The 19,668-nt window shown below is 73.7% G+C and carries 17 protein-coding genes and 2 tRNA genes; 3 read left to right on the top strand and 16 right to left on the bottom strand.

Annotation, left to right across the window (positions count from 1 at the left end; translation table 11 throughout):
* Positions 1–2: 2 nt before the first annotated feature.
* From O2W20_RS05690 to O2W20_RS05635, 12 genes are all read right to left on the bottom strand, one after another.
* Positions 3–188: a ferredoxin gene (locus tag O2W20_RS05690; protein ID WP_269170761.1), complete on the bottom strand. Its 186-nt coding sequence runs from the start codon at positions 186–188 to the stop codon at positions 3–5.
* Positions 185–1,459, bottom strand: a complete 1,275-nt coding sequence (locus O2W20_RS05685; protein ID WP_269170760.1) for a cytochrome P450 — start codon at positions 1,457–1,459, stop codon at positions 185–187. The genes O2W20_RS05690 and O2W20_RS05685 overlap by 4 nt, the downstream gene beginning before the upstream one ends.
* 72 nt (positions 1,460–1,531) lie before the next feature.
* Positions 1,532–2,404: a polysaccharide pyruvyl transferase family protein gene (locus tag O2W20_RS05680; protein ID WP_269170759.1), complete on the bottom strand. Its 873-nt coding sequence runs from the start codon at positions 2,402–2,404 to the stop codon at positions 1,532–1,534.
* A 42-nt stretch (positions 2,405–2,446) separates the two neighbouring features.
* Positions 2,447–2,734 (bottom strand): GNAT family N-acetyltransferase, encoded by a 288-nt coding sequence (locus tag O2W20_RS05675; protein ID WP_269170757.1) that lies wholly within the window; start codon positions 2,732–2,734, stop codon positions 2,447–2,449.
* 101 nt (positions 2,735–2,835) lie between these two features.
* Positions 2,836–3,996: a galactokinase gene (galK, locus tag O2W20_RS05670; protein ID WP_269170755.1), complete on the bottom strand. Its 1,161-nt coding sequence runs from the start codon at positions 3,994–3,996 to the stop codon at positions 2,836–2,838.
* Positions 3,993–5,138 carry a galactose-1-phosphate uridylyltransferase gene (gene galT / locus O2W20_RS05665; protein ID WP_269170753.1) on the bottom strand — a complete coding sequence of 382 codons (1,146 nt, stop codon included), beginning with the start codon at positions 5,136–5,138 and terminating at the stop codon, positions 3,993–3,995. The genes galK and galT overlap by 4 nt, the downstream gene beginning before the upstream one ends.
* A 122-nt stretch (positions 5,139–5,260) precedes the next feature.
* Positions 5,261–5,337: transfer RNA gene (locus O2W20_RS05660), tRNA-Met, on the bottom strand.
* Positions 5,338–5,388: 51 nt separating this feature from the next.
* On the bottom strand, positions 5,389–7,554 hold the full coding sequence (locus tag O2W20_RS05655; protein ID WP_269170751.1) for a DEAD/DEAH box helicase: 2,166 nt from the start codon (positions 7,552–7,554) through the stop codon (positions 5,389–5,391).
* 393 nt (positions 7,555–7,947) lie between these two features.
* Positions 7,948–8,451 carry a hypothetical protein gene (locus tag O2W20_RS05650; RefSeq protein WP_269170750.1) on the bottom strand — a complete coding sequence of 168 codons (504 nt, stop codon included), beginning with the start codon at positions 8,449–8,451 and terminating at the stop codon, positions 7,948–7,950.
* 181 nt (positions 8,452–8,632) lie between these two features.
* Positions 8,633–8,706, bottom strand: a tRNA-Met gene (locus O2W20_RS05645).
* Positions 8,707–8,771: 65 nt separating this feature from the next.
* Positions 8,772–11,738 carry a UPF0182 family membrane protein gene (locus tag O2W20_RS05640; protein ID WP_269171008.1) on the bottom strand — a complete coding sequence of 989 codons (2,967 nt, stop codon included), beginning with the start codon at positions 11,736–11,738 and terminating at the stop codon, positions 8,772–8,774.
* Between the two features lie 237 nt (positions 11,739–11,975).
* The gene (locus O2W20_RS05635) at positions 11,976–12,998 is read right to left on the bottom strand and encodes a YlbL family protein (RefSeq protein ID WP_269170749.1); all 1,023 of its coding nucleotides are present in this window, start codon (positions 12,996–12,998) and stop codon (positions 11,976–11,978) included.
* A 279-nt stretch (positions 12,999–13,277) separates the two neighbouring features.
* Between O2W20_RS05635 and O2W20_RS05630 the strand changes: the two genes are divergently transcribed.
* On the top strand, positions 13,278–14,708 hold the full coding sequence (locus O2W20_RS05630) for a zinc-dependent metalloprotease (protein ID WP_269170748.1): 1,431 nt from the start codon (positions 13,278–13,280) through the stop codon (positions 14,706–14,708).
* Between the two features lie 192 nt (positions 14,709–14,900).
* Here O2W20_RS05630 and O2W20_RS05625 read toward each other — a convergent pair whose 3' ends face one another.
* Entirely contained in the window at positions 14,901–15,524 is a 624-nt protein-coding gene (locus O2W20_RS05625) for a M48 metallopeptidase family protein (RefSeq protein ID WP_269170747.1), read from the bottom strand.
* A 417-nt stretch (positions 15,525–15,941) separates the two neighbouring features.
* On the opposite strand from O2W20_RS05625, the gene O2W20_RS05620 reads away from it, so the two are divergent.
* On the top strand, positions 15,942–16,946 hold the full coding sequence (locus O2W20_RS05620) for a ThiF family adenylyltransferase (protein WP_269170746.1): 1,005 nt from the start codon (positions 15,942–15,944) through the stop codon (positions 16,944–16,946).
* 16 nt (positions 16,947–16,962) lie between these two features.
* Entirely contained in the window at positions 16,963–18,285 is a 1,323-nt protein-coding gene (locus tag O2W20_RS05615; protein WP_269170745.1) for an ABC1 kinase family protein, read from the top strand.
* 159 nt (positions 18,286–18,444) lie between these two features.
* Here O2W20_RS05615 and O2W20_RS05610 read toward each other — a convergent pair whose 3' ends face one another.
* The 3 genes from O2W20_RS05610 to O2W20_RS05600 all read right to left on the bottom strand — a co-directional run bounded on the left by O2W20_RS05610 (position 18,445) and on the right by O2W20_RS05600 (position 19,593).
* Positions 18,445–18,609, bottom strand: coding sequence for a hypothetical protein (locus O2W20_RS05610; protein WP_269170744.1), 165 nt, complete (start codon positions 18,607–18,609; stop codon positions 18,445–18,447).
* A 122-nt stretch (positions 18,610–18,731) separates the two neighbouring features.
* Positions 18,732–19,070, bottom strand: coding sequence for a WhiB family transcriptional regulator (locus O2W20_RS05605; RefSeq protein WP_269170743.1), 339 nt, complete (start codon positions 19,068–19,070; stop codon positions 18,732–18,734).
* Between the two features lie 160 nt (positions 19,071–19,230).
* A complete protein-coding gene (locus O2W20_RS05600) occupies positions 19,231–19,593 on the bottom strand; it encodes a hypothetical protein (RefSeq protein ID WP_269170742.1) in 363 nt (120 codons plus the stop codon).
* Between the last annotated feature and the right edge of the window lie 75 nt (positions 19,594–19,668).

Here is a 19,668-nt window from a genome sequence, read left to right as displayed (position 1 = left end):
AGTCAGTCCTCGACCAGCGAGAGCGCCCCGGTCGGGCACGCGCGCACCGCGGTCTCCACCGCCGTGAGGTCGGTCGGCTGACCGACCTGCAGCCGGCCGGCGGTGTCCAGCTCGAAGACCTCCGGCGCCTCCACCTCGCACACCCCCGCGCTCATGCAGACCTCGCGGTCGACCACCACCCGGGTCATCGCACCCCCGTCAGCCGGGCTGGCAGCCGCTTGAGCCCGTTGACGAACGAGGACTCCAGCCGGGCCGGTGGGCCGATGACCTCCAGGTCGGGCAGCTGATCGGCGAACGCCCGGAAGGCGACCCCGATCTCCCGGCGGGCGAGGTGCGCGCCCAGGCAGAAGTGCGGGCCGCGGGAGCCGAACCCGACGTGCGGGTTCGGGTCCCGGGAGAGGTCGAACCGGTGTGGGTCGGCGAAGACGGCGGGGTCGCGGTTGGCCGCCCCGTAGAAGAGCAGGAACTTCGACCCGGCCGGGAACGACTGCCCGGACAGCTCGACGTCCTGGGTCGCCGTCCGCCGCATCCAGCTGATCGGGCTGGTCCAGCGCACGATCTCCTCCACCGCGGTGCGGGTGAGCCCGGGGTCGGCGGCCCACCGCGCGCGTTCGCCCGGGTGCTCCGAGAGCGCCAGCACCCCCTGCGAGATCGCGTTGCGGGTCGTCTCGTTGCCGGCGACCAGCAGCAGGATGAAGAACGAGGCGATCTCCTGGTGGGTCAGCCGCTCACCGTCGACCTCGGTGGTGACCAGCGCAGTCGTCAGGTCGTCGGCCGGGTGCGCGTGCCGTTCCGCGGCCAGCCGGGCCATCAGGCCGGCGAGCTCCTCGCCCGCCTTCAAGAAGGCGGTGACCATCTGCTCCTCGTCCTCGACGAGCTCCGGGTCGCCGCCGGAGAGGATGACGTTCGACTGCCGCAGCACCAGGGCCCGGTCGCCGTCCGGGATGCCCATCATGTCGCAGATGACCCGCAGCGGGATCGGTGCGGCCAGGTCGGCGACCACGTCGATGGTGCCGTCGCCGTCCTCGGCGGTGCGCCGGGCGCGGGTGACCACGTCGTCGGCCACGGCCTGCACGTTCCCCACGAGCTTCTCCAGCACCCGCGGCGTGAAGGCCTTGGCCACGATCCGCCGGATCTTGCCGTGCCGGGGGTCGTCCATGCTGATCAGCGACCCGTAGAACTCGTTGAGGTCCGGGGGCATGTCGGCGATGGAGACCGCCCCGGCGCCGGAGGAGAACAGCGCGGGCCGGCAGCTGATCGCCTCGACGTCGGCGTAGCGGGTCACCGCGTGGTAGCCGGGCCCGGGCTCGATGTAGGGGATCACCGGCTCGGCGAAGAACGCGAACGGGCGCTCGCGGCGCAGCTGGTCGTAGACCGCGTGTCGCTGCTCCGGCGGAGCACCCCAGAACGACCGGTCGGACAGGTCGACGGTGTCCAGGTCCAGCGTCGGTGAGCTCACGGTCGGCCTCCAGGCAGACGGGTACAGCACCCCGACGTTAACCCAGGCGTGACCGGAGTCACAGACCTGACCTCACCCGCCGGTGAGCTCCCGGAGGAGCCACTCGCGCGCCGCCTGGTTGCCGGCCGCGCCCCGGCGCCGGGCCTCGGCCAGCTCCTCGGTCAGCGTGCCCGACAGTGCGTGCTCCAACGCCGCGTCCAGGGCGTTGGCGTCGACCTGCTCGGCGGGCAGCACGACCGGCCAGCCGAGCGCCGCGGCCTGGGCGGTCACCTTCGCCCCGCCGACGACGGCGTCGCAGGCGACCACCGGGACGCCGTGCGCCAGCCCGAGCACCAGGGCGTGCAGCCGCATGCTCACCACGACGTCGGCGCGGCGGACCAGCGCCTCGACCTGCAGCGGGAACCGCTCGTGCGGCTTCTCGTACAGGTCCATGGTCAGCTCGAACCACGGGATCGCCCGGGCCCCCAGCCAGCCCTCGATCGCGCCCCGCACCTGGGCGGCCCGGCTCCGGTCGCCGTACTCCTCCTGCGGCGGCGCGAAGGCCACGGCGAGGACCGGGACGTCGGGCGTGGTGGTGCCGATCGCCAGGTCCGGCCGGGCGATGCCGGGGGCGTCCCGCTCCCAGACCTGGTGGAACAGCCCACGCCCGGCCTCGGAGACCACCGAGACGTTCACCGCCCACCGCTGCGCCCCGGCGAAGGCCGAGGTCAGCTCCCGCAGCAACGGGGTGTCCGACAGCGGACCGCTGACGAAGACCAGGTGGGTGTAGTCGGCCGGGTCGACGTCGCGCCAGTGCGCGCCCCGCTGGAGGTAGGGCGCCCAGGCGACGTCGTGGTCGATGCCGGCCTCGGTGAGCCAGCCGACCACCGCATCGGCACCCAGTTCGTCGCCGATGGTGGCGATCACCTCGTCGAAGCTGAACCAACCGGTGACCAGGACACGCATGCCCCCAGCTTCTCAGGCGCGCGGCGCGCGCCCGCAGCGGCCTCAGCCCTCGTCGGCGACCAGGTCCCGGTACTCGGGGTGGCGCTCGATCCAGCCGCGCACGAACGAGCACATCGGGACGACGGTGCCGCCCTTGCTCCGCACGTCGTCCAGGGCGGCGCGGACCAGGGTGCTGCCCAGCCCGGACTGCCCGGCGTCGCTGTCGACCTCGGTGTGGGTGAAGACCACCTGGTCGCCGCGGCGCTGGTAGACGGCCTGGCCGAGCAGCTGGTCGCCGTCCCGGATCTCGTAGCGGCTGTCCTGGGGGGCGTCGGTGACGGTCGGCTCCATGCTCTGCGGAACTCCCGTCACGGCCGGGGTGTTCCCCGGGACCGCCCCCGTGCAGGGGTCCGCCGCGAGCGCGCGAGCGGTGGGGGCACGGGGGCCCCACGTCAGGACAGCCGGCGGGCCGCCGGGCCGGAGGTGACGGTGAGGATGCCGGGCACGGTCAGGTCCCGCTCGCGGCAGGCAGCCGTGACCGCGTCCCCGACCGCCTGGGCGTCGGTGGAGCGGATCAGGGCGATGGCCGAGCCCCCGAACCCGCCACCGACCATCCGGGCGCCGAGCGCACCGGCTGCCCGGGCCGCCGCCACGACCACGTCGAGCTCCACCGCCGACACCTCGTAGTCGTCCCGCAGCGAGGTGTGCGAGCCGTCGAGCAGCGGCCCGATCTCGGCGACCCGGCCGGCCCGGACCAGCTCGACGACCTCGTCGACCCGCTGGTTCTCGGTGACCACGTGCCGGGTGCGGGCCTGCAGCCGCGGGTCGCCCAGCCGGGCCACGTCGGCCGGGGTGGCGTCGCTGAGCCACTCCAGGCCGAGCTGGCGGGCCGCCTCCTCGCAGTCGGCGCGGCGCTGGGCGTACTGGCCGTCGGCCAGGGTGTGGGAGACCCGGGTGTCGATGACCATCAGCTCCAGGCCGGCCTCGGCCAGCCCCAGCTGCACCGGCTCGGTGCGGGAGTCCCGGGTGTGGATGAGCAGCGCCGAGCCCTCCTCGGCCAAAAGCGCGACGGTCTGGTCCATCCCGCCGGTCCCGGCGCCGACGACCTCGTTCTCCGCCCGGATCGCGGCCTGGATCAGCAGGTGCCGCAGCTCGCGGTCGTCGGCCCGACCGGCCAGCTCGGCCGCCGACAGCGCCACCGCCGCCTCCAGCGAGGCCGAGCTGGACAGCCCGGCGCCCAGCGGCACGTCGCTGCTCACCGCGAGGTCCAGGCCGGGCAGCTCGACGCCGGCCTGCTGCAGCGACCAGAGGGTGCCCGCGGCGTAGGCCACCCAGCCCGAGACGTCGCCGGGGCCGAGGTCGGCCAGCGTCCCCTCGAACGGTGCGGCGTCGGGGTCGGTGCTGCTGATCCGGACCCGGTCGTCGTCCCGCCTGCGGACCGCGGCGGCCGTCACCCGGGTCAGCGCGAAGGGCAGGCAGCGCCCGCCGGTGTAGTCGACGTGCTCCCCGATCAGGTTGACCCGGCCGGGTGCGGCCCAGACGCCGTCCGGGTCGCTCCCCCAGGTGGCCCGCAGCTCGGCGACGGCGAGGTCACCCTGCTCCTGCGCGGTCACGACGCCACCTCGCGCAGCCGCTCGGCGATCCGCTCCGGCGTGGTGTCGTTGATCCAGGCGCCCATCCCGGACTCCGAGCCGGCCAGGTACTTCAGCTTCCCGGGGGCCCGCAGCAGCGAGAACAGCTGCAGGTGCAGCCGGCCCAGGTCGCGCTGCTCGCCGGTCGGTGCCTGGTGCCAGCCGGAGATGTAGGGCACCCGCTCGACGCCGGGGTGGAAGCGGTTCACCCGGCGCAGCAGCTCCTGGTAGAGCCCGGCCAGCTCGGCGCGCTCGGCGTCGTCCAGGGCGGCCAGGTCGGGCACGTCGCGGTGCGGTGCCAGGTGCACCTCCACCGGCCAGCGGGCGGCCCTCGGCACGTAGGCGGTGAAGTGCTCGCCGGCCAGCACGACCCGGGTGCCCTCGGCCTGCTCCGCGGCCAGCACGTCGGCCAGCAGGTTGCCGCCGGTCGCGTCCCGGTGCCGGCGGGCCTGCTCGAGCAGCTGGCCGGTGCGCGGCGCGACGACGGGGTAGGCGTAGACCTGCCCGTGCGGATGGGTCAGGGTCACCCCGATCTCCTGGCCGCTGTTCTCGAACACGAAGACCTCGGCGACCCCGGGATCGGCCGAGTGCGCCGCCGTCCGCTGCGCCCAGGCCTCCACGATCGTGCGCATGCGCGCAGCCGGCAGGTCCACCACCGCGGCGTCGTGGTCGCTGGAGAAGACCACCACGTCGCAGTGGCCGTAGGCGGGGGCGTCGGCCGGGCCGAACGGGACGGCGGGCGCCCCCTCGACCGGTCCGGCGGTCTGCGGCGCGAAGCTCGGGAAGCGGTTGGCGAAGACGGCGACGTCGTACTCGCTGTCGGGCACCTCGGTCGGGCGGGCCGGGTCGCGGGTGGGGTCGAGCGGGCAGTCGGCTGCGCTGGGCAGGAACGTGCGGTTCATCCGGTGCCCGGCGATGGTCACCCACTCACCGGTGAGGACGTCGTAGCGGACCTCTCCCGCCCGCGGCGCCTCCAGCAAGGGACGGGCGTCGGCCGTGGTGTGCACCGGGCCGTCGGACGCCTCGTCGTCGAAGTAGAGGATCGGCCGCCCGTCGGCCAACGTCCGCTCGGTGACCTGTCCCGGCCATCGACGTGCCCGGTCGGCGATCGGTCCCGCGTCCATCCGGAGGTCCTCCTCATCGACGGCGCTGCCGGGTCCTCCCGCAGCAGCCAGAGTCTGCACAACCGGCTGGGCGCACACAGACGGAGGGCCCGGTCACCATGACGGTGACCGGGCCCTCCGGTTGGTAGCGGGGACAGGATTTGAACCTGTGACCTCTGGGTTATGAGCCCAGCGAGCTACCGAGCTGCTCCACCCCGCGTCGCAAGGAGAACGTTACCCCACGCCGCGGACCACCTGCACCGGGGGGGGGTCAGAGGGTGATCTCGGCGGCGGGGACCGGCGCGGCCGCCGCCTCCAGCGCATCGGTCAGCAGGGCGACCAACGCCTCGAGCTGCACGTCGGTCGAGGAACCGACCTCCTCGTCGGACCCGTCCAGTGCGCGGGCCGCGAGACCGGCCTTGCTGTCGATCAGCTCGGCGATCCGGGCGTCGATCGTCTGCGCGGCGATGATCCGCCAGGCGGTGACCGGCTCGGTCTGGCCGATGCGGTGGGCGCGGTCGATGGCCTGGGTCTGCTCGGCGTCGGTCCAGGAGAGCTCGGCGAGCACCAGGTTGGAGGCGACCTGCAGGTTGAGCCCGACGCCGGCCGAGGTCAGCGAGCAGACCGCGACGGAGACGTCCGGGTCGTTGACGAACGCGTCGATGTTCCGCTGCCGCGCCCCCGGCGTCTGGTCACCGCGGATCGAGGAGAAGCGCACACCCTGCTTGGTGAAGACGTCCTCGGCGGTGTCCATGACGTCGATGTGCTTGGCGAAGAAGACGACCTTGCCGGCGCTGCGGGCGAGCTGCGCGGCGTAGTCGGCGGCGAGGCCGGCCTTCGCCTCGCCGATCCGCCGCATCATGCTGAAGACGTTCTCCCCGGCCTTGGTCGACGTCGCGTCCTTCAGCTCCCAGCGGGCCACCTGGCGCACCAGGCCGGCGTCGATGCCCTCGACGACGGTGGCGGACTCGCGGGCCGCGAGTGCGGACTCGTAGCGCTTCACCAGCCGGCGCGAGAGGTCGCGCTCGGCCGCGCGGATGGACCGACCGGCAGCCCCGTCGAGCTCGACGGGCAGGTCGGCGATCCGGCGGGCCGGGATGTCGGCGGCCACGTCGACCTTCCGACGCCGGACGATGCCCAGGTCGATGACGCACCGGCGGGCCGTGGCGTAGAACCCGGCGTCGGCGGGCGTGAGGCCGGTCTCCTCCAGGGCGTCCATCAGCTCCGCGAGCGGCTTGGCGTCGTCGATCCAGCCGAGGAACTGCCAGATCGCCCGGAAGTCCTCGATGTCGTTGATCAACGGCGTCCCGGTGAGCGCCATGAGCAGGGGTCGGGGGTTGCGGGTGCGGATCCGCTGGGAGAGCTCCAGCACGTGCTGAGAGCGCTGCGACGTCTTGTTCTTGATGAAGTGCGCCTCGTCGACGACCATCCCGCCGAAGCCGAAGTCGCCCAGCCAGCCCACGTGGCGGTCCAGGACCTCGTAGTTGACGACGACGATGTCCGCGAAGCCGTCGATCGTCTCCCCGTTGCCGTGGATCACGGTCGCCGTGCGGTGCGGCGTCCAGAGCCCGGCCTCACGTGCCCAGTTGGTCTTGACGACGTTCGGCACGACGACGAGCAGCGGGTAGGCGTCCGCCGCCTCGGCAGCGAGCAGCGCCTGCGCCGTCTTCCCGAGTCCGGGCTCGTCGGCCAGCAGGAACGTCCGGTGCCCGGCGGCAGCCGCGGCGACCAGCTGTCCCTGGTGCGGCATCAGGTCCAGCCCGGCCGGGGTGAACCGGCTGGTCGGGAACGGCAGGTCCAGGCAGGCCGGGGCGCCACCGGACGCACGCTCGAAGGAGTTCAGCAGCGGACCAATCAGCTCCCACCCGGCCAGCCGACGTGGCCGGGGCGCGACCGGCCGGACGGCCGAGAAGTCCGGGGCGAGGAACGGGTTGGCCAGCTGCCGCGACACGACCGACTGGGGCACCACCTGGCGCTCAGGGGCGACGGCGGCGGCGGCGGGCTCCGGCGCCGGCGTCTCGTCGGGGACCGGCTCGACGCCGACGGACTCCAGCAGCTGCCGCTTGAGCGACCTGGCCGCCTCGGACACGACCGCGTCCTCGGCGAGGAGGGCGAGCATTCCGGAGTCCCGCACGGCGGTCTTCGCGAGGATCGTCCCGATCCCGTCGAGCCGCTTGAGCTGTTCGGTCCGGCGGCTGTCGCTGCCGGACTCCTCCGCCCGGACCCGGGCGTGCTCCTCGCGCACCAGCAGCGCCACCACCTGGAACTTCGCGCGCACGGCGGGGGTCACGCGACCGCGCTGGGCGGCCGCCTCGACCTCCCGGACGGTGCGGGCGAGCACCGCGATGAGGTCGCCCTCGTCGCGGTCCCGGATGCGTCGCTGGGTGCGTGGGGCGCCACGGCGGGTGCCCGCCTGGGCCTGGCCTCGTCGAGCCAAGAATCCTCCTCTGGAACGCCCGGCCCGGTGGCCGCGGCGGGTGCCGCACACAGGTCCGCGATCGCGGTGACGGCTGTCGCGAGGAGGCGACCAGGACGGTCGCTCCGGATCACGACCCGGCCCCACGGATCTGCAGCAGATCGACGTGATCGGGGCCGGACAGCCCACCCACGGTGGGGACCTGCAGCCACCACTCGATGGCCGGGGCACCCACCGCACGGGAGACGTCGTCGCCGAACGAGCGACAGGTCCCTGAGGCAGGTGCTGGACCCATGCTAACGGCCATCTGCTCGGCCCTCTTCCCGGCCAGGGACACCGGCACCGCAGGAGGACCCGGCACGAACGAACACCGCCCCAGCGTGACCCGCTCGAGCGGACCTCTCCGCCCGACGGTCAGCTGGTGCTGGGCGGAGAGACGCTGCACTTGTCCTGCGCGTACTCCATGATGTCGTCCATGGGCGGCGCACTTCGGGCCGAGTAGTCGTCGAAGGCCCCCTGCCACGCCGCCAGACCCTCCGGCGAGACCGGAACTGCCCCCTCGGTCTGCTCGATGGCGTCCTGCCCTGCCCCGACCACGGCGGAGAACTGACCGTCGAGCTCCACTGGCGGCTCCATCGCCGCGAGCTGGTCGGTCAACCCGCCGAGCACGTCGCGCACGGCACGCGGATCGCCGGCCGCCACGTCCTCGCGCTCCGCCGACGTCTCCAGCCCCCGGAAGACCTCGTCCATGTCGGAGCAGAAGGACGCGGCGTCGGCATCCGACCCGGTGTCCTGCTCGGCCTTCGACGTGGCGCCGCCGGTGGTGACGGTCGTCTCGTCGGGCTCCCCGCCGCAGGCGCTGACCACCACCAGCGCGCCGGCGGACAGGAGTGTGCGGACGGCGAGGCGGGCGCGCATGCCGAGCAGATTAGCGACGACGGCGCCCCGATCCCCCGGTACAGGGTCAGGAGGTCGGCGGACTGGCCGCGACCTCACCTGCCCACCCGTGGATGCGGCGACGCCGGCACGTGTCCGCCACCGGGGCACGCCCACACACGACAGTGCCCCCCACAGTCTCTGTGAGGGGCACTGTCTCTTGTAGCGGGGGCAGGATTTGAACCTGCGACCTCTGGGTTATGAGCCCAGCGAGCTACCGAGCTGCTCCACCCCGCGTCGGTAAGAGCAACCCTACCAGCTGTGCGGGGAGGGGGCACTCAGGCCCCCTCCCCGCCCCCAGCTCAGCCGCCCGGTGACGCCTCGGCTGCCGCCTGCGCCGCCTGGTAGGCCTCGACCGCGACCTCCAGGTCCTCCAGCGCTGCGCCCTGGCCGGCGAAGTCGCCACCCTGCTGGGCCGTCCGGAGCGCGTCCAGCGCAGCGTTGATGTCCGAGACCGCGTCGGCCATCTCCGGGGTCGCCGCCTCGTCGCCCGGCCCGTCGCCCGTCGCGGGGCCCCCCACCGGCACCTCAGGGTCCGGGATCGGCTCGGGCACGACGTCCGGGGTGGCGTCCTCGTCGACGGTGTCGGCGATGTCGTTGCTGTCGGTGGCCGACTCCCCCGCCCCGGCGCCGAAGACCTGGTCCAGGGCCTCGGAGAGGGTGTTGGCGTAGCCGATCCGGTCCCCGAAGTTGACCAGGACCTTCTGCAGCAGCGGGAACCCGCCTTCGCCCGAGGACCGGACGTACAGCGGCTCGACGTAGAGCAGCCCCTCGTCCCCGATGGGCAGGGTGAGCAGGTTGCCGAACACCGCCTCGGAGCTGTCGCTGTTGAACAGGGTGAGGTCGGGCCGGATCAGGTTGTTGGTCTCGAAGGCGTTCTGCACCTGACCCGGTCCACGGAACGGGGTGTTGCCGGGCAGTTGCAGGACCTGGATCTCCCCGTAGGTCTCCGGCGCACTCGAGGCCGAGATGAACGCCGACAGGTTCTGCCGTTCGAAGGCGTTCATCGGGCTGGTCAGCTGGAAGCTGGCCTCCTCGTCACCCGGGCGCTGGGCCAGGATGTAGTACGGCGGCTGGTCCTGCGTGGTCTCCTGCGTCGGGTCGTCCGGGATCTGCCACCGGTCGTTCTGGTTGTAGAAGTCGACCGGGTCGTCGACGTGGTAGCGGGTGAGGATCTCCCGTTGCACCTTGAACAGGTCCTCCGGGTACCGCATGTGGCTCTCCAGCTCCTCGCCCATCGAGTCCCGCGGCTCGACGACGCCCGGGAACGCCTTCATGTAGGTCTGGAGGACCGGGTCGGACTCCCACTCGTACAACGTCACGCTGCCGTCGTAGGCGTCGACCGTGGCCTTCACCGAGTTCCGGATGTAGTTGAACGTCTCGTTCGGCAGCGCCGTGGTGCCGGTGCCCGTGAGGGCGTCGGTCGCGGCCTCGCCCAGCTCCATCTGCTCGGCGTAGGGGTAGGAGTCCGAGGTGGTGTAGCCGTCGAGGATCCAGACGATCCGCCCGTCGATCACCGCCGGGTAGGGGTCGCCGTCGACCTCGAGGAACGGTGCGGCCTTCTGCACGCGGTCCCGCGGATTGCGGACGTGCAGCACCTTGGACTCCTCGTTGACCGCCTCGGAGAGCAGGAAGTTCCGCTCGCGGTAGAAGATCGCGAAGGTCAGCTGGCGGAAGAAGCTCCCGGCCGCGATGCCGCCCGTACCGTCATAGGTGTTGTTGATCTGCCCTTCGTCCGAGCCGCCCTCCGGCTGGTCGAACTCCCGCGGGGCCACCCCCTCGGGGGCACCGACCACCGAGTAGTCGCTCATCAGCTCGCCGTAGTAGACGCGGCTCTGGTCCACCGGGATGTTGCCGGTGGTGGGCAGGTTCCCGGTGGTGAAGTTGGGCTCGCCACCCTCCCGGCCGGCGGTCACCTGGTTCGCCGGGGCGGCCACGAAGCCGTTGCCGTGGGTGTAGACGGTGTGCCGGTTGATCCAGCTGTCCTGGTTCTCGCTCAGTCCGTCGCTGTTGAGCTCGCGCACGGCGACCACGTAGTCCTGGGTCTGGCCGTCGATCGTGTACCGGTCGATGTCGAGCTTCTCCGGGAACCCGTAGACGTTGCGGATCTGCTGGCGTGCGGTGAACGTGTCGCTGAGCACGTTGGGGTCCAGCAGGCGCGCGTTCGGGATGGTCTGGTCGTCGTTGCGCAGCTCGGACAGGACGGCACCGACATTGGGATCGCCGGCGGTGTCCTGCGCGTAGCTGACGTACTCGACGTCATCGAGGCCGTACGCGTCGCGCGTGGCCGCGATGGCCTTCTCGATGTAGGGCGCCTCGCGCTGGTTGGCGCTCGGGTTGACGACGAACTGCTGCACGATGGCCGGGTAGGCCACGCCGATCACCAGGCTGGAGGCCAGCAGCAGCACCAGCGCCGCGGCCGGCAGCAACGTGTTGCGCACCAGGATGTTGGCGAAGAAGGCGATGGCGCAGATCGCCGCCACGCCGACCAGGATGTTCTTCGCCGGCAGCAGGGCGTTCAGGTCGGTGTAGGACGCACCGCTGAAGACCTCACCGCGGTTGGAGTAGACCAGCTCGTAGCGGTCCAGCCAGTACGCGACCGCCTTCAGGGCCACGAACGCCCCGACCAGGACCGAGAGCTGCACGCGCGCGGCGCCGGTGAGCTTCTGACCCGGCGTCTGCAGCCGCAGGCCACCGAACACGTAGTGGGTCAGCACCGACCCGATCAGCGCCAGCAGGACGATGGCGAAGCCGAAGCCCAGCACCAGCCGGTAGAACGGGTAGTCGAAGACGAAGAACGAGATGTCGAGCCCGAACTGCGGGTCGACCGTCCCGAAGTCGGTGGAGTTGCGGTAGGTCAGCCAGGTCTGCCAGCTGCCCTGGGCGGTGATGCCGGCGAACAGGCCGAGGACGACACCGATCCCGGCCAGCACCAGCTTGCGCCGCGGCTCGACCGACTGGCGGTAGCGCTCGAGGTTCTGCTGCTCCAGCGACATCGGCCGGAACGTCGGGCGGAACCGGTAGGCCAGGTACACAGCGAGGGCGACCAGCCCACCGGTGGCCAGCGCGGCCACGGCGAACAGGAGCGCACGGGTCTGGACCTCGGTCCAGAACACCTCGGTGAAGCCGGTCTCGTCGAACCAGAGGTAGTCGACGTAGACGTTGGTCAGCGTGCCGATCACGGTGAAGAGCACCAGCAGCACGGCGACGACGCCGATGACCAGCTTGGCGCGCCGGGACAGCGTCGGCACCGGCACGGGGGGCCGCATGGCCACGGTCGGTCTCCTGTCTTCTTGCGACTTGCGAGGCAGCGCGGGCTCAGGGGCCCGGCCGGGGAACACGATCACAGGGGCCTGGGAACCGCCAGGGGCGGCGGGCGGGACCGCTGGGGTCCGCCCCCTCCAACTGTTGTCAGCGGCGCCGGGTTCCCAGCAGGGTCACGAGCAGGTCACGGATCGCTGACAGCTGGTGTCAGGTCGGGGTGTCGGCACGGGAGGGTCTCGACGTCAGCACGGCGTGGGCGTCCGCCCGGCCCGCAGGTCCTCCAGCGCGGTCAGCGCGTCGTCCAGCGTCGCCACCCGGGCCGTCGGCAGGCCCTCCTGGGGGTTCTGCAGCGCCTCGGCACAGTTCTCGGCGGGCACCAGGAAGAGCTCGGCCCCGATCTCCCGGGCCGCGACGAGCTTGAGCGGGATGCCGCCGATCGGCCCCACCACGCCCTCGGTGTCGATGGTCCCGGTGCCGGCGATGACGGCGCCCTCCGTGAGGTCGGTGTCGCCCACGAGGTCGATGATCCCCAGGGCGAGCATCAGGCCGGCGGAGGGGCCGCCGACGTCCGCGACCTCGATCCCGACGTCGAACGGCGCGTACGGGGTCTGCAGCACCAGCACGCCGAGCGCTGACCCCTCGCCCTCGGCTGCCGGGGACGTGGTCACCGTCGTCGACCCCGGCTCGCCGCCGCGCCGGTAGTCGACGACCACCGAGGCACCGGGCGGGGTCTCCGCCAGGACGGCCGACAGCGCGTCCATGTCCGGGGTGGGCGTGCCGTCCACCGCGTCGATCGCGTCGCCGGCCTCCAGGCTGCCTTCCGACGCCGAGTCCTCGGCGAGCTCCTGGACGACGACCGCCTCGGGGTACCTCAGCTCGCCCAGCGCGGCGCCCCGGGCGGCCTGCTCCGAGGTGAGGAATGCCTGCCGGTTCTCCGCCTGGGTCTCCTCCACCGACCGGTCCGGCGGGTAGACCTGCTCGCGGGGGACGACCACCACCTCGTCGTCCAACCAGCCCTGCACCGCGCCCACCAGCGTCAGCTGGTCCTGCGGGATGCCGACGGTGGTCAGGTTCAGGTTGCCCGAGACGTCGTTGGGCTCCCGGCCCTCCACGCTGATGATCGGCGTGCCGTCGATGTCGCCCAGGGTGTTGTAGGTCGGGCCGGGCACCTGGGCCACGAAGGGCACCGGGAGCAGCGTCCCCAGTACGCCGAAGAACAGCAACAGCGCCGTCCCGGCCACCAGCACCGTGGTCCGCCGGGTCACCGGCGCACCGCACCGGCGGCGCCCGGCTCCCTCCGCGACGTCGCCGTCCTCACGCCTGCGCCCTCGACCACGACCCCTCCTCGTTGACGGTCGACCGCCCTCGGCGGGTCCGCCACCGTCGCCGGACCCGCGGCCCGGCGGGCGGCCCGTCGAACGGCGAGCGTAGGTGACCAGCGCAGGTCGCCGGTCCGACGCAGGTCAGCGCCCCGTCGGGGCGGTGCGTCCGGTGGCGGGTCCGGACGGCGGTCGGCCGGGGTCGCACGCGGTTACGGTGGGACCATGAGCGATCTCCCCTTCGGCTTCGGGCCCCCTGACCGCGACCCCGAGCGCCGGGGCGAGCCCGGCGGGCAGGGCGGCGGCGGACAGAGCGGCGATGTGCCGGGCAACGACCCCTTCGGCCTCGGCGCACTCTTCGGCGCGGGCGGAGCGGGCGGTGGCAACCCGGCGGAGCTGCTGGGCAAGATGCCGCTGTTCGCCGAGCTGCAGAAGCTGATGAACTGGTCGGGCGGCCCGGTGAACTGGGACCTCGCCCGACAGGGCGCCATCAGCCAGCTGGCCCCCGGCCACCAGCCGACGTCCGCCGGTGAGCAGGCGGCCGTGACCGAGTCGTTGCGGCTGGCCGACCTCTGGCTGGACCAGGTCACCGACCTGCCCTCCGGCGTCGACCGGGGCCTGGCCTGGTCACGGGTGGAGTGGGTCGAGCAGACGCTGCCAGCCTGGACCGCACTGATCGACCCGCTGGCCGAGCGGGTGGTCGCCGCCATGACCAGCGCACTGCCGGCCGAGGCGGCGTCCTTCGCCGGTCCGCTGGCCGGGATCATGGGCCAGATGGGCGGGGTCATGTTCGGCGCCCAGGTGGGTCAGGCGCTGGCCCGGCTCGCCGACGAGGTCACCACCAGCACCGACGTGGGCCTGCCGCTGGGACCGCAGGGCGCCGGCGTCCTGGTGCCGCAGAACGTCGCCGCCTTCGGGGAGGGCCTGGACCGTCCCGAGGACGAGGTCCGCCTCTTCCTCGCGCTGCGCGAGGCCGCCCACCAGCGGCTGTACGCCCACGTGCCCTGGCTCCGTCAGCAGCTGACCGACGCCGTGCACGCCTACGCACGGGGCATCCACGTCGACCGCGAGGCCATCGAACGGGGCCTGAACGACGCGATGAGCGGCATGGAGGGCGGCCTGGACCCCAGCGACCCGGAGAGCATCCAGAAGCTGCTGGGCAGCGGGCTGCTCGAGCCGGAGGAGACCCCCGAGCAGCAGATGGCGCTGCGTCGGCTGGAGACGCTGCTGGCCCTGGTCGAGGGCTGGGTGGACAGCATCGTCTCCGCGGCCGCCGCCGAGCGACTGCCCGGCCACTCGGCGCTGGCCGAGACGATGCGCCGGCGGCGGGCCTCGGGCGGGCCGGCCGAGCAGACCTTCGCCACCCTGGTCGGGCTGGAGCTGCGCCCGCGACGGCTGCGCGACGCCAGCACGGTCTGGGGCGCGATGGCCCAGCAGCACGGCCCGGCCGAGCGTGACCGGCTCTGGTCGCACCCGGACCTGCTGCCCACGTCGGACGACCTGGACGAGCCGCTGGACTTCGTCTCCCGCCAGGGAGCGGGCGACCCGTTCGCCGAGCTCACCGACGGCCTGCGGGAGCAGTCGGAGGGCACGACGCCGGAGCAGGGCGAGAGCGCACCGGACGACGAGGACGGCGGAGCCGAGCCCCGCGCCTGACCGCCCGGCCCCCGCCACGAGCCCGTGGCGGGGGTCGGCCCCGCCGCAGGGCCCCGCGAGCGTGGTGACGTGCTGGAGTGACCCCGCTGCAGGGACCCGCCACGAGCGTGCGAGTGGTGGGGGGAACGGCCCCGTCCAGAGGCTCGCCCCGAGCCTGCGAGGGGTGAGGAGGACGGGGTCCTTCGACCTTCGTCAGTCGACGGCGCCGGGCTCCAGCTCGTCGTCGCCGGCTGCCCGGTCGCCAGCGGAGCCGTGTTCGACGCCCTCGAGGAAGCCCAGTGCGCGCTCGGCGCGCGGGTAGGCGTGCACGAGCGCCCAGAAGCGCTCGTCGTGACTGGCCTCTAGCAGGTGCGCCAGCTCGTGGACCAGCACGTAGTCGACGACGAACTCCGGCATGCCCCGCAACCGGCTCGACAGCCGGATCGTGCGGTCGGCCGGGGTGCACGACCCCCAGCGTCGGTTCTGGTTGTCCACCCAGCGGACGCTGGCCGGCACGGCCCGCCCGTCCAGGTGTGCCCGGGACAGTTCCATCGCCCGGGCCATGAGGTCGTCGTCGGAGCCGAGGGTGCGGCGACGCCGCTCTTCGCGGGTCTGCAGCTTGGCGACCATCTGATCGACCCAGCGCCGCTCCTCGGCGGCGCTGAACGCCGCCGGGATGAGCACCACGGTGCGCCCGTTCTCCCGGTAGGCCGTGACCGTCCGGCGACGTCGGGCGCTGCGGCGGACCTCCACCTCCGGCACCGGACGGGGCGCCGTGCGGACGGCGGGGACCGCCGTCGACGCAGCCGGCGCGCGGCGGTCAGGTCGCTTCTCCACGCACGCACCGTATCGGGCCGGACGGCGGACCTCCCGGGTGAGGACACCCGGTCGTGGACAGGTGCACACGGACAGTGGACACCGGGCGGGCGGCTGTCCCCCGAACGATGGACGGGTCCGCTCCCTCCACAGGTTCGGTCGCGCGTTCCTGCAGGTGAGCGCGCCGGTGGACGACCTCGACGGGCATCGTCCCCGCCCGCTCCCCCGGGTCGTGCACAGCGACACGCCTGGTGGTCAACATCGCGTCCACAGCACTGTCCACAGGTTGTGGGACGAGGTCGGCGGCCGCACTCCCCGGCCTGTGGACGACGACTGCGAGCGGGGCCACCGCGCTGGCACCCTCCCTGCGATGACCGAGAGCCCGCACCCGTTGCTGCCCGCCGCGACGCCGCTGCTCCGGCTCGACCCGGACGTGACGTGCTGCAGATCGGCGGCGTCGACGGGCGTGACGGGCTGCGCGTCCACCCGGCCGGGGACGAGGTCGCCGCCCGGCTGCGCGGACTGGACGGCCGCCGCAGCGAGCGTGCGGTGCGCACCGAGTGGGTGGCCGAGGGCGTGCCCGGCGACGTGGTGGACGGCCTGCTGGCCGGGTTGCGCGGCACCGGCCTGCTGCACGACCTGGCGGCCGCCGATCTGCTGGCGGCCGATCCGGGCCCGGCCGCGCTCGCCCGGGCCGGGCTGGAGCTGCCGGCGGCGGTCCCCCGGGCGGGCACGGGCGGGCGGTGGAGCGCCCGCCGGCAGAGCGCGGTCGTCGTCGACGGCGCCACCCGGGTGGGCGTCCCGCTCGCCGCGGTGCTGGCCGCCAGCGGGGTGGGGTCGGTGCACGTCCGGGACCGGGGCCCTACGCGCGCCGGGGACGCCGTCGTCGGTGGGGTGACGGCGGCCGACGAGGGGCGCCCGCGGGCGCTGGCCGCGGCCGACGCCGTCCGGCGGGCCAGTCCGCTGACCGACCTCCGCCCGCTCCCCCCGGACCGCGCACCGGACCTGGTGGTCCTGTGCCGCCCCTGGGCGGCCGCCGATCCCCTCTCGGCGGCCCTGCACCAGGCGGGCACGCCGCACCTGGTGGCCACGGTGCGCGAGGAGACCGGCGTCGTCGGCCCGCTCGTCCTGCCCGGCGGCGCCGGCGGGTGCCTGCGCTGCGCCGACGCCTGGCGGCGGGACGACGACCCGGCGTGGCCCCGCCTGGCCGCCCAGCTCGCCGCCGTCGAGCCGGCCGCCAGCGGGGCGACCGTCACCTGCCTGCTCACCGCCCTGACCGCCGCCGTGCAGGTGCTGGCCCACCTGGACGGCGGGGACGACCCGGTGACCGTGGGGGCGGCCCTCGAGCTGCGCCCGCCCGGCCTCCTCCCCCGCCTCCGCCGCTGGCCGCCGCACCCCGGATGCGCCTGTCATGGGGGCGGTCGGGGCACGTCGCCGCCGTAGAGGGGACACTGGTGTGGTGAGTGACACCGAACGGGACATCCCGCGGGGGGCGGTGTCCCGAACGGCGAGGCTCGCTGCCCTGCCGCTCGGCGCCGCCGGGCGAGCCACCCTGGGCATCGGCAAGCGGCTCTCCGGGCGTGATGCCGAGGAGGTCAGCGCAGAACTCCAGCAGCAGACGGCCGAGCAGCTCTTCGCCGTCCTCGGCCAGCTCAAGGGCGGGGCCATGAAGCTGGGGCAGCAGCTGTCGATCTTCGAGGCCGCCGTGCCCGAGGAGATGGCCGGGCCCTACCGCGAGGCGCTGGTCAAGCTGCAGGAGGCGGCGCCGCCGATGCCGATCCGCACCGTGCACGCGGTGCTGGCCCAGCAACTGGGGGGCAGCTGGCGGCAGCGGTTCCGCGACTTCGACGACACCCCGGCGGCGGCCGCCAGCATCGGCCAGGTGCACCGGGCCACGTGGCGGGACGGCCGGGACGTCGCGGTGAAGATCCAGTACCCCGGTGCGGGCACCGCCCTGATGGCCGACCTCAACCAGCTCGCCCGGTTCGCCCGGATGTTCGCGGTGCTCTTCCCCGGCATGGAGGTCAAGCCGCTCATCGCCGAGCTCAAGGCCCGTGCGGAGGAGGAACTGGACTACGGGCTGGAGGCCGACGCCCAGCGGACGTTCGCCGCCGCGTACGCCGACGACGAGCAGATCGTCGTCCCCCGGGTGGTGGCCAGCGCGCCGAAGGTGATCGTCTCCGAGTGGCTCGAGGGCGTCCCGCTGTCCCAAATCATCACCAACGGCACCCGGGAGGAGCGCGACCGGGCGGGACTGCTGATGGCGGTGCTGCACTTCTCCGGGCCGCAGCGCGCCGGGCTGCTGCACGCCGACCCGCACCCGGGCAACTACCGGCTGGTGCCCGACGGCCGTCTGGGGGTCATCGACTTCGGTGCCACGGCCCGGCTGCCCGGCGGCCACCCCGAGCCGATCGGCCGGCTCGTCCGCTGGGCCCTGGAGGGCCGCGCCGAGGACGTGCTGGCCGACCTGCGCGCCGAGGGCTTCGTCCGCGAGAACATCCAGGTCGACGCCCAGGGGGTGCTGGACTTCCTGCTGCCCTTCCTCGCCCCGGTGTCGGCCCCCTCGTTCCAGTTCAACCGGGCGTGGATACAGGAGCAGGCCAACCGGATCGGTGACCCGCGCAGTGACGCCAGCCGGCTGGGCCGCCAGCTCAACCTGCCGCCGGCCTACCTGCTGATCCACCGGGTGACGATGGGGTCGATCGCCGTCCTCTGCCAGCTCGACGCCGAGGCGCCCTACCGCGGCGTCTGCGAGGAGTGGCTGCCCGGCTTCGCCGGTTGACCTGTCGTCCGCACGGGCGACACCGCGGCCCGGTGCCGCCCCGGCTCGGGCGGAGCGATGGGGTCCGTTCCGACCGGGAGCCGGTGGCCCAGCGGCCGGAACGGACAGCGGCTGCTGCCGCGCGGTCGTGCCTCCACGGTGCTCCCGCCGACTGCGTCGTCACCAGACGGCGGAGCTGGCGCGGGCGGCCCGCTGAGAAGCCCGCTCCGCCTTGCGCGCCCAGCGCCGGGCGGTGATCAGCCGACGAGCCCGGGCGGACGCCTCCGCCTCGGCCATCCGCCGGTTCATGTGGGATCTGGTCAGGTCCTGGTCGAACGAGTACATCGTGGTCCCTCAGGGTGAGACGGCACCGCTGGGCGGTGGCCGGGTGGAGGTGCATCGGGTGGCCGGCCGCCCCCGGTGGGGGCGCCGGACCGGCGAGAGCCGGGTGCTCGGGTGCTGTGGCCTCATGCCGCGGCCTCGGCCCGGACCTTGGGCGGGCGGCCACGGGGACGCTTGCGGGCGATGACCACCCCGTGGTCGAAGATCTCCCCGCCCCAGACGCCCCAGGGCTCGGCGCGGTCGAGCGCCCCGGCCAGGCAGGTGGTCCGGATCGGGCACTCGCCGCACAGGCTCTTGGCCTGCTCGAGCTGCGCCGGGCTCTCGGCGAACCACAGGTCGGGGTCCTGCACCCGGCAGGGCAGCCCCCGACGGGTGCCCTCCCGGACCGGCCGCTGGGTGGACACGTGCGTGCGGTCGAGCCCGGGTCGGCGATGGGACGTCGCGGGGTCGATCGTGGTCGGCACGGCCGCTCCTCCTCTTCCTTCGTCTGTGCGGCCGGTCGACGGGGCCCCGCCGACCGGTGGTCGGGGTCCGCGGAGGCTCGTCGAGAGGCTGGAGCAAGACGAAGGCCGCGGTACCCGGTGTCCGGGTTCCGCGGCCTCGAGGAGGACCTGCTGGGCTGTGCTAGCCCAGTGGGTCTTCCGGGGGCAGGTCACCCGGGGTGCTGCTGGTGTGCCGAGCAGGGGCGCCGATGACGGCGTACCCCTTCAGGGCGGTGTTCTGGACGGACGTGGTCTGGACGGACGGCAGGGCATCGGCGCCGAGACGTGCGCCGGTGGTGGACAGGCCGGTCGTGCCGGCGGCGGCGGTCAGGCCGCGGAGGCGGACGGCAGTGGCCGACCCGGCGAAGGGCAGACCAGTGCCGCGGTGCGGAGCGGCGGCGGTCGCCATCGAGACGACCCACTCGGCCGGGGTGGAGCAGCGCAGGCCGACGGCCGGCGAGGTCACGGTGCGCACGCCGGCGGTGGTGATGTCGGTGCTGTTCACGGGGCCCCTCCTTCCGGGGTCGGAGCCCGGCCTGGCGGCCGGTCTCCCTGCGGTCTGCTGCGGGATCGTGCGTCC

This window comes from Modestobacter sp. VKM Ac-2982, assembly GCF_026967935.1.
Classification (GTDB): domain Bacteria; phylum Actinomycetota; class Actinomycetes; order Mycobacteriales; family Geodermatophilaceae; genus Modestobacter.
The sequence above is the reverse complement of the archived record's forward strand: the minus strand, read 5'-3'. Positions and strand labels throughout refer to the sequence as shown.